The organism is Pseudoalteromonas sp. S2755, assembly GCF_005886535.1.
Taxonomy (GTDB): Bacteria; Pseudomonadota; Gammaproteobacteria; order Enterobacterales; family Alteromonadaceae; genus Pseudoalteromonas.
The window spans coordinates 1-9,356 of sequence record NZ_PNDS01000041.1 but is presented as its reverse complement, the minus strand read 5'-3'; the positions used below and the strand labels follow the sequence as shown (position 1 = coordinate 9,356).

The following is a 9,356-nucleotide window of genomic DNA, read 5'->3' as shown; positions in this document are numbered from 1 at the left end:
TATCACGGTTGAAGGCGACAAAGCCTCAATGGAAGTGCCAGCACCGTTCGCAGGTACGATTAAAGCCATCAAAGTTAATGCTGGCGATAAAGTATCAACGGGTTCTTTAATCTTCGTATTCGAAGTGAAAGGCGCGGCACCTGCACCTCAGGCAGCAGCTAAAGCTGAAGAAAAGCCAGCGCAATCAGCGGCTCCAGCGGCGAAATCTGAAGCACCAAAAGCTTCTGCACAAAAAGATGATTTTGTGGCCAATGATCAATATGCCCACGCATCACCTGTGGTACGTCGTCTAGCGCGTGAGTTTGGGGTTAACCTAGCTCGCGTTAGAGGTACAGGTCGTAAGAACCGTGTACTAAAAGAAGACGTACAAAACTACGTGAAAGAGCTGGTTAAGCAAGTTGAGTCTGGTCAAGTCGCAAAAGGCGGCAACACCGGTGGCGGTGAACTTGGTCTTATTCCTTGGCCAAAAGTAGACTTCAGCAAGTTTGGTGAAGTTGAAGAGAAGAAGCTTTCTCGCATCAATAAGCTATCAGGTGCAAACCTTCACCGTAACTGGGTACAAATCCCACATGTTACACAGTTTGACGAAGCCGATATCACTGAGCTTGAAGCGTTCCGTAAAGAACAGAATGTGCTTGCTGAGAAGAAGAAAATGGGTGTGAAGATCACGCCATTAGTATTCGTGATGAAAGCCGCTGCAAAAGCACTTGAAGACTTCCCAACGTTTAACTCTTCACTATCTGAAGATGGTGAGAGCTTAATTCTGAAGAAGTATGTTCATATCGGTATCGCAGTTGATACACCAAATGGTCTTGTAGTTCCAGTTGTTCGCGACGTGAATAAAAAAGGCATCATTGAGTTATCACGCGAATTGATGGAAATCTCTAAGAAAGCACGTGATGGTAAGCTGACATCTTCTGACATGCAGGGTGGCTGCTTCACTATTTCAAGCCTTGGCGGGATCGGCGGTACGGCGTTTACGCCAATCGTTAACGCCCCTGAAGTGGCGATTCTTGGTGTGTCTAAGTCAGACTTCAAACCGAAATGGAATGGTAAAGAGTTTGAGCCGCGCCTAATGGTGCCGCTAAGCTGTTCATACGACCATCGTGTCATTGACGGCGCACTAGCAGCTCGCTTTACTGTGACACTTGCAAACTACCTAAGCGATATTCGCCAGTTAGTAATGTAAGAATAGAAACCGCATCACTTAGGTGATGCGGTTTTCTTGTATTTTGTTGTTCCGCTTGATATTTAGGCGGGACAATAGAGAGTGTGAATGATACACTTTCGAGCAATAATAACTCTCTCTGCCCTGTGCCCCGAATCGGGTGTTTGGCAGGCACTTTGGGTCGGCTACTCTCGACGAGTAAACCCGTTCAAATAACAGTTAAGGTAATAACATGAGCAACGAAATCAAAACTCAAGTTGTTGTACTAGGCGGTGGTCCTGGTGGTTACTCTGCGGCATTCCGTGCAGCAGACTTAGGTTTAGACGTTACACTAATCGAATCTCGCGACACGCTAGGTGGTGTGTGCTTGAACGTTGGTTGTATCCCTTCAAAAGCCCTTCTTCACGTTGCAAAAGTAATCGACGATGCAGCTGAAATGGCTTCTCACGGTGTTTCTTTCGGTGCTCCACAAATCGACCTAGACAAGATCCGTTCATGGAAAGAGTCTGTAATTGGTCAGCTAACTGGCGGCCTTAGCGGTATGGCTAAGATGCGTAAAGTTACTGTCGTTAACGGCTACGGTAAGTTCACAGGTTCTAACACCATTGCGGTTGAAGGTGCTGATGGTGCGAAAACAGTGACCTTTGATAACGCAATCATTGCAGCGGGTTCTCAACCTGTAAGCCTACCTTTCATTCCTGAAGACGAGCGTATCATCGACTCTACAGGTGCACTTGAGCTTAAAGACGTGCCTGAAAAGCTACTTGTACTAGGTGGTGGTATCATTGGTCTTGAAATGGGGACTGTTTACCGTTCACTAGGTTCAGCAATTGACGTAGTTGAGTTTGCTGATCAACTAGTACCTGCGGCTGACAAAGACGTTATCAAGATTTACCAAAAGTACGTTAAAGACAAGTTTAACGTGATGCTTTCTACTAAAGTGGTTGCTGTTGAAGCGAAAGAAGACGGTATCTACGTATCTTTCGAAGGCAAGCAAGCACCAGAAGGCCAAGTTCGTTATGACAAAGTACTAGTTGCTGTTGGTCGTACACCAAATGGTAAGCTAATTGACGCTGACAAAGCAGGCGTAAATGTTGATGAGCGTGGCTTTATCAGCACTGACAAGCAAATGAAGACCAACGTTGATCACATCTTCGCTATTGGTGACATCGTAGGTCAACCTATGCTTGCACACAAAGCGGTTCATGAAGGCCACGTTGCTGCTGAAGTTATCTCTGGTAAGAAGCACTACTTCGATCCTAAGTGTATTCCATCAATTGCATACACAGATCCAGAAATCGCTTGGGTTGGTGTGACTGAGAAAGAAGCAAAAGAGCAAGGTCTAAGCATTGAAACTGCGGTATTCCCGTGGGCGGCTTCTGGTCGTGCGATTGCTTCTGCACGTACTGAAGGTTCAACTAAGCTTATCTTTGATAAAGAGTCAGGCCGTGTGATCGGTGGTGCTATGGTTGGTATCAACGCTGGTGAAATGCTTGGTGAAATCGGCCTAGCAGTAGAGATGGGTGCTGACGGTGAAGACCTAGCGCTTACTATCCACGCTCACCCAACGCTGAACGAGTCAATTGGTCTAGCTGCTGAAATCTTCGAAGGTTCAATTACTGACCTTCCAAACAAAAAAGCCGTGAAGAAAAAGTAAGTTTTTCTGAGCTTTCAAAAACCCAGCCTTGTGCTGGGTTTTTTGTTTTTGGCTAAGTGTGGGGGCTTATTTTTCTACGTACCCGAGGCTAAGCCATCAGCCTGATAAAATTAATAATTACAAGTAGTAAGGCGGAAGTGGCAATAAATAGCCAGCGCATTTGATTGAGTAGTCCAAGCAACTGCTGAATATGTTCAGCAGAGGGCTGTGCTTTTGCACCCACCCGCATCACCTCATAGCGTTCACCAAAATAAAAGCGCGGTCCTGCGAGCTGTGTATGTAAATTTGCGGCAAAAAAGCTCAGTGCCCATCCGGTATTCGTTTGGCTAAAGTGACGGCCGTAGTATTTAATGTAGTGCCAAGTTTGCTTTGGTCTAAGTAGCAACGAAAAGCAGGTAATTAATAATCGAATGGGTACAAATTCAACGAGCCAAATCATTCGGGAAAGGCTTGCCATAAAGCGGCTTGAGGGGGGCATTACTTGCCGCCAAGCATGGTCGCATAGCAGTAATAGTTTATAAAATAGCGCAAGATAGGGACCTGCCGTTAGATACAGTAAAGCAATGACAAAAAAATGGCGCAGGGTATTTAATGCGGTGCTATCTATGGTGGCTTTACAAATACCAAGCTCTGTTAGCTTCTCTACATCTCTTGCTACCATTCCTTGCAACACGGCTCTTGCAGTCACTTTTTGCTTTGATTTTATCAGCGCGGAAATACGCTTAGCACGGCTTTCATGGCTGATATCTAAGCATAAAAACAACACCAGCCCACCGAGCCAATTAGGATAAAAAGCAAAGCTAATAATCGCATAAGTTAATACGGTGATGGTTAATATAGGGAGGAAGAATCCCAGTGTGCCTGATAATAGTTGATAACTAGAAGCCGCTTTGGGGCGATAAACTTTTTCGGCAATCGCTTTAAAAACAAGGCTAAGAATAAGATTAGGGTGGTAAAGTGTTGATAACCTTACCCCTAGGCTGGCAGAAATCGCCAGTAAGAAAATGATCAGGCCCTCATGGGCCTGAAGTAAGCTGTCGAGCACTAAAGCGTAACCTTATCCAGCTTATTAAGTAGTGCCATCACCATTTTAGAAGAGTTAACAGAAGCGACTTCTAGATACTCTTCGAATGATTGCGGTGATTCTTTGCCGGCGATATCAGATAGCGAGCGGATCACAACAAATGGCGTGTTTAAAGAATGACAAGCCTGCGCAATTGCCGCACCTTCCATTTCTACAGCTAACATCGTAGGGAAGTCTGCACGTGCCTTGTCGATGCGTGCTGGGTCGCACATAAATGAGTCACCCGTACAGATCAAACCAACCATAGTTTGAATGCCTTCAAGCGCATGTACGCTTTGCTCTGCAGCTTCAACTAATTTTGCATGCGAAGTGAACGCAGCAGGCATTTGCGGAACTTGACCAATTTCATAGCCAAATGCAGTAACATCAACATCGTGATGACGTACTTCATTTGAAATAACCACATCGCCGACGTTTAGTGAAGGCTCAAAACCACCAGCAGAACCCGTGTTGATCACGCAATCTGGCGCAAAGTTGTCGATAAGCAAAGTTGTTGCAACTGTTGCTGCCACTTTACCAATGCCAGACTGTACAAGCGTTACGTCAAGACCAGCCAGTTTGCCGGTATAAAAAGTAAAGCCACCTTTGGTCAATGTTTGCGGGTTTTCCATGGTGTTACGCAAAATGGTAACTTCTTGCTCCATTGCGCCGATAATGCCTACTTTCATCAAAAGATTCCTAATTTGTGGTGGGAAAAGCCCCAGTGTCAAAATTGCTTTTATTATACGAAAGGGGTTTTGATAGGTAAAACAAAAAACGGGCTGACGCCCGTTTTGCTAGATTTCTGCCAACTGAGTTGACTGTGCTTTTGCCTGTGAAGGAGACAATACCGCAGGTTTGTATGTGCGGTTTCTGGTTTTCTTTGGCATCTCCACTTTTTGGCCAAGCTTGAATAGGATTGCCGCACGAACCTCAGCGCTTTGGTAGCCACTTTTGATTTTCATGCGAATGTGTGGAATACCCGCAGATTCCAGAGCGCCACTAACAAACCAATCTTTTTGTGCTTTGTGGCCGTTTTTATTGGCGTTATTGACCAAGTCAACAGCGGCAACAATTTTCAGTGTCTCTTTGTCTACCAAGACATAGTCCAGCTGTTTGTTCTTAGCTTTAGTTACCGCGGCACGACGCGCTTTTGGAGAGATCCCCGGCTTGCACTCAATCACATCAATGAGTTTAATGCGGCTTACGATTTTATATCTATCGCCAACAGCACGTTCTAATAAATGTAGAAACGATGCTTCAACGGTAGTAAAAACTGATTCTTTACGATTAAACGGATAAGGATTGCCACCCACATCGGTGTACTTAGAAGCGACAATGGAAGCAACGACCACTAGAGCCAAAATAGCAAGCAACGCAAATTCCATACAAAACTCCAAATCAAAAAAATGACATCTGTGATTTTATAAGCAATAGCTGTGCCAAAAGAGCGCTTGAATTAGTGGGTAGTTAACATTAAATCGGTTAATAAGTATTTGGGATAGGGAGAGAAAAATAAAGTGCTTTTAGTTGTTTATACTAGGCAGCGATATCTTACGGCAGGCTGCCTAGTACTGGATAATGGTATTAGCTCGCGTTATTTGTCTTCTTTCAGCACGTAGATCTCGCCATCGAAACTACCTTGAATGGTCAATCCTTGGCCTGCCAGCTCCTTGAGGTATTCAATATGCTCTTGGGTAATATGTTGACCCGGCACTAAAAGCGGAATACCCGGAGGATACGGGGTGACTAAACCTGCACAAATACGGTTGTTGCTCATGCTAATAGGTACAGATTCACGCTCGCCGTAGAAGGCATCGCTAGGAATACAAGCAAGGTCAATTGCGGGTAAATTCTCAGGCAAGCGCGAGCGTCGCGTTGACTTCGATAGTTTTACCTTGCCGCCATCAAGTTTCTTTAAGGCATTGTATAAGCGAATGATCTTTGAGCGTGTTCCACCCAAGGTTAGTAAGACTAAGATGGTACTGTGGGTGTATTTCTCAATCTCCAGCCCAATTTCGTCCAGCAGAAACTTATGAATATCCTTTAATGAGTATGGCAGTTCACTAATATCGATGAGAATTTTAAGTGGATCATGACCCATATTATCGCCACTAAAATGTGGGAATATGTTCATAAAATCTTGCTTATCAAGCACTTTGATATGTTTGAGCGAGGACATCTGCTGTTTGAATTCTGCAACATGGTTCAGCAGCGCATTGAGTAATTTATAGCCTTCCATCTCTAACTGCTTTTGGCACACATCCAAAGACGCAATAAGCTGGTATTTGGGCGAGGTGCTGGCGTAGATACTGTAAATCTCACGGAAAAAATCAGCATCAAAATCAGGGTCGTTAATATGGATATAAGACGCCTGCGAAAATGCCGATACGACTTTATGCGCCGAATGAGTGACATAATCGGCACCTGCATGAATGGCGGAGTAATGGCGCAAGCTAGGGTGAAATAGTGAGTAAGCAAACCAAGCTTCATCAATAAAGACTTTGATGCCATGCTGATGGGCAAATTCTACGACTTGTTTCAGGTCGCTCAGCAAACCATCATAGGTACAGCCGGTGAGCACCAGTAGTTTTGCATCGGTATTTTGTTCTATCGCTTGCTTGATATCAGCCAGTGAGGGCGGTGCGAATATGCCATATTTTGGATTTAAAATACTCGATAAATAGATAGGGAAACTGGCCGATTGCAAAATGCCGTAGTGCACTGACTTATGACAGTTGCGGTCGATGATCACCTTATCGCCCTTGCGAAGTAGGGTTTGCAAAATAATTTTATTCGAGGTGGACGAACCGTTGGTTACGAAGTAGGTGCGTTTAACCTCAAACGTTGCTGCAGCGGATTCCTGAGCGCGGCCAATGGTATTGGTACTATCTGACAGTGAACCTAATGAATCAACCGATACCGACAAGTCTCCGACAAATACGTTACGGCCATAGAATTGATAAAAATCTTTGATATAAGGAGAGTTTCTAAAGCTCGAACCGCCGCTGTGACCCGGAGTATGCCAAGAGTCGTTCGCTTCGCCGACATAGCTGCGATACGCCGTCCAAAATGGCGTCTCGGCTCTGTCATCAAAGTCATTGATCATATATCCCAAAATGGCTTCAGGATCTGAGATAACTTCATCTTTAAAGAAGAAAGACTCGATTTCCTCGGATTCGTTGACTATCTCAAGCCCTTTAGTGTCATCGCCAATAACGTAAACCGGTAATTCTAGACGAATACTTTTTAATTGCTCGATAAAGCGACTATAGGTTTGTTCGCCACTTTTGTTGTGCACATCCCAACTCAGCACGACAGCTTGAATATCACCATCTTCCGTGACATGCTCCAAGGCTTTTGAAAGTTCGAGGCATTCAATAATATCAATTTGAACATCCTCCCGCTCAAAGTTAGGGATCGTTTTTGATAGATTGCTCGAGAGCGCTTGTAATACGGCCGGCTCTTGCTCTATTAACAAGATACGAAGGACAGGTAGCATAATGATATTCGCATTAAAATTTAAAGACTTTCATTAGCATAAAGAAAGCGCAGTGATTTGTGAAATCAATACTTTGAAAATGTTCCAGAAATCGTAAAACGGATGTAGGCGAGGAAGTTGTTGCGAGTGATAGAAAGTGTGCTATTCAACATAGGAAACAGGAAGGTTTCGAGTATCAGGCGTGTCTGAGTTAAATTTGGGATAGGGTGTTTTTGAAGGCTGTATTACGATTGCTTTTCAATGATAAATACAGTAGCTATAAAAACAACAGGCCCTAGTAATTATTCAGGCTAACAGATCAATAGGAGTCAAAATGAGATTGGTTAATTATGTTGTGTATGTGTTCTTATTTGGGTGTTTAATCAGCTTCCCTTCATGGGCTGATACAAATAACTTGTCGGGAACATTGGTTGTTGTAAATAAAAAGGGGGACTCGGTTGATTTCATCGATCTTAGCAGCCGAAAAATTAAGCTGACGCTCGCAACCGGCAGAGGACCACATGAATTAGCAATGAGTGCCGACGGGCATACGGCTGTTGTCACTAATTATGCACGTGGCAATAGTCTAAGTGTTTTTGACGTTCGGCAAGCAAAAAAAGTTAAAACCATTGATTTGTCTCGTTATCCAAGGCCACATGGCGTGTTGTTTTTAAAAGACCAAAAACGCGTTGCAGTATCGTCTGAAGGCTCCGACAGTGTGGTAATCGTTGATATAGAGTCGGGGAAAATTGATAAAGTAATAGCAACAGAGCAAAGAGGCTCTCATATGGTGGCGCTGCCGGCGTCTAGCGAGCGTGTTTACACCACAAATATGCGCGCAGATTCAGTGTCTGAATTAGATGTAAAGTCAGGTGCCTTACTTCGCAAAATTTCAATGCCAAAAGTACCAGAGGCTATCACCATAAATAAAAGTGGCTCAGAGCTCTGGGTTGGTAGCAACGATGATGGCTTAGTTACCGTGTTTGATGTAGCAAATGAGCGTATAATTAAGCAATGGAAAGGCTATAGCTTTCCATACCGTGTGTTACTTACCCGCGATGAGCAGTTTGCTGTGATCCCAGACTATAGGAATCACACTCTTGATGTGATCGATGCAATGCACAAAGAAAAGCTGCGTCAAATAAAGTTTGAGCCGGGAACAGGACCAAAAGGCGTGATCCTCCATCCAAACGATCGCACTTTATTTTTATCCGCTTACCAAAAAAATAAGGTCCTTGTTATAGATATTGTATCTGGCAAAACCTTATTTGAACTCCCTACTGGTAACGGACCAGATGGAATAGGGTATTCAGCAGTGGTATTGCCTTAGGCTAACCATCACGTCGATACGAATGTGGCGTGAAGTAGGAGCTGCTTTACGCAGCGATCTGTGTTTTCATATCGCCTGAACAATTTTACGAAACAACAAATTCACGGTAACCACCACAAATAAAAGTTGTGCTTATGCTAAAACAAAGATTAGCTATCAGTCTTCTCTTTAAACTCACATAAATCTTCAATCAAACAGCTGCCACATTTAGGTTTACGCGCGGTGCACACATAGCGGCCATGAAGGATTAACCAGTGGTGTACGTCTACCTTAAACTCTTTTGGTACCACCTTTTCTAGCTTTTGCTCGACTGCCACTACATCTTTACCCATGGCAAACTTGGTGCGATTGGAGACGCGGAATATATGGGTGTCTACGGCAATTGTCGGCCAGCCAAAAGATAAGCAAGGTAGTTGTCTGGTTGAAAGTATAATAGCACTTGAATTTTTTTGCTTTTCAGTGGCATAGTTCCTAATGCAATAAAATAATATGGATTTTTCATGGCAGAACTTTCAATTCCCCAATCTTTAAAAGCACACTTAGCTAGCAATGACGTTATTCCTTTAATTGGTGCTGGTGTTTCTATGTCTGTCGAAAAGAAAGATGGGAGTAGAGCTTTTCCATCTTGGCCTGAACTACTTAACCTGAGCTGCGCAT

7 protein-coding genes and 1 pseudogene are annotated in these 9,356 nt (G+C 43.9%); 3 read left to right on the top strand and 5 right to left on the bottom strand.

The features are described from left to right. Positions 1 to 1,189: dihydrolipoyllysine-residue acetyltransferase (gene aceF, locus CWC03_RS08230; protein WP_138581340.1), on the top strand; the 1,189-nt coding region annotated here is incomplete at its 5' end. Positions 1,190 to 1,400: 211 nt separating this feature from the next. Further along, positions 1,401 to 2,825: a dihydrolipoyl dehydrogenase gene (gene lpdA / locus CWC03_RS08225; RefSeq protein ID WP_095726763.1), complete on the top strand. Its 1,425-nt coding sequence runs from the start codon at positions 1,401 to 1,403 to the stop codon at positions 2,823 to 2,825. Between the two features lie 88 nt (positions 2,826 to 2,913). Here lpdA and CWC03_RS08220 read toward each other — a convergent pair whose 3' ends face one another. The 4 genes from CWC03_RS08220 to CWC03_RS08205 form a co-directional block, all read right to left on the bottom strand. Beyond that, positions 2,914 to 3,870, bottom strand: a complete 957-nt coding sequence (locus CWC03_RS08220) for a cobalamin biosynthesis protein (RefSeq protein ID WP_138581339.1) — start codon at positions 3,868 to 3,870, stop codon at positions 2,914 to 2,916. Next, entirely contained in the window at positions 3,870 to 4,577 is a 708-nt protein-coding gene (gene mtnN, locus CWC03_RS08215; RefSeq protein ID WP_138581338.1) for a 5'-methylthioadenosine/S-adenosylhomocysteine nucleosidase, read from the bottom strand. The genes CWC03_RS08220 and mtnN overlap by 1 nt, the downstream gene beginning before the upstream one ends. 108 nt (positions 4,578 to 4,685) lie before the next feature. Then, a complete protein-coding gene (locus CWC03_RS08210; RefSeq protein WP_010605979.1) occupies positions 4,686 to 5,276 on the bottom strand; it encodes a DUF2726 domain-containing protein in 591 nt (196 codons plus the stop codon). A 209-nt stretch (positions 5,277 to 5,485) separates the two neighbouring features. Beyond that, positions 5,486 to 7,390, bottom strand: coding sequence for an aminotransferase class V-fold PLP-dependent enzyme (locus CWC03_RS08205; RefSeq protein ID WP_138581337.1), 1,905 nt, complete (start codon positions 7,388 to 7,390; stop codon positions 5,486 to 5,488). A 313-nt stretch (positions 7,391 to 7,703) separates the two neighbouring features. On the opposite strand from CWC03_RS08205, the gene CWC03_RS08200 reads away from it, so the two are divergent. Beyond that, a complete protein-coding gene (locus tag CWC03_RS08200; protein ID WP_138581336.1) occupies positions 7,704 to 8,699 on the top strand; it encodes a YncE family protein in 996 nt (331 codons plus the stop codon). A 149-nt stretch (positions 8,700 to 8,848) separates the two neighbouring features. On the opposite strand, the pseudogene CWC03_RS08195 reads toward CWC03_RS08200, so the two are convergent. Beyond that, positions 8,849 to 9,100, bottom strand: a pseudogene (locus CWC03_RS08195) (iron-sulfur binding domain-containing protein); the annotation flags it as partial. Positions 9,101 to 9,356 lie beyond the last annotated feature (256 nt).

Bases quoted from the DNA above. Each gene is read 5' to 3' on its own strand.
- CWC03_RS08200 (WP_138581336.1), top strand. From the start codon at position 7,704: ATGAGATTGGTTAATTATGTTGTGTATGTGTTCTTATTTGGGTGTTTA.
- CWC03_RS08205 (WP_138581337.1), bottom strand. From the start codon at position 7,390: ATGCTACCTGTCCTTCGTATCTTGTTAATAGAGCAAGAGCCGGCCGTA.
- mtnN (WP_138581338.1), bottom strand. From the start codon at position 4,577: ATGAAAGTAGGCATTATCGGCGCAATGGAGCAAGAAGTTACCATTTTG.
- CWC03_RS08210 (WP_010605979.1), bottom strand. From the start codon at position 5,276: ATGGAATTTGCGTTGCTTGCTATTTTGGCTCTAGTGGTCGTTGCTTCC.
- lpdA (WP_095726763.1), top strand. From the start codon at position 1,401: ATGAGCAACGAAATCAAAACTCAAGTTGTTGTACTAGGCGGTGGTCCT.